The sequence below is a fragment of the Georgenia satyanarayanai genome (genome assembly GCF_023715365.1).
In the GTDB taxonomy this organism is placed as follows: domain Bacteria; phylum Actinomycetota; class Actinomycetes; order Actinomycetales; family Actinomycetaceae; genus Oceanitalea; species Oceanitalea satyanarayanai_B.
In genome coordinates this window covers 1-385 of the sequence record NZ_JAMBNZ010000175.1, presented here as the reverse complement: position 1 = coordinate 385, position 385 = coordinate 1, and the positions used below count along the sequence as shown (strand labels likewise).

Sequence of the window (385 nt, the reverse complement as noted above, 5' to 3'; positions counted from 1 at the left end):
GTATATTGATATTTTTACGAATATTTGGTGTATACATAACCTGTAAAATATTTGCTGAAATTGTATTATTATTTTTTAATTTTATTTCAGTGTTAACACCAATATTTCCAGATATATTATTAAAAAATCCAGATAAAAATAATTTTGATTCTGTTCCTGATTTTTCAACCGAAATAATTTTATAAGTCTGAGTGTTATTTACAATTACTTCATCACCAATATTAAAATTAGTTGAATTAATAAGAATTTTATATCCAGTAAAAATATTAGAAATAATTTCAGTTCCTTCAGATTGTGAATATAACTTATTAGCAAATCCTACTTGATTATATTCAATTTCATCAGGAATATTTTCAGATGCATGATTTGTTAATACTTTTGATAC

Annotated in this window: 1 protein-coding gene; it reads right to left on the bottom strand. The window is 21.8% G+C overall.

Annotated elements, in window-relative coordinates:
* A partial coding sequence (locus tag M3148_RS17560) for a hypothetical protein (protein ID WP_251305991.1) occupies window positions 1-385 on the bottom strand: 385 nt, incomplete at both ends.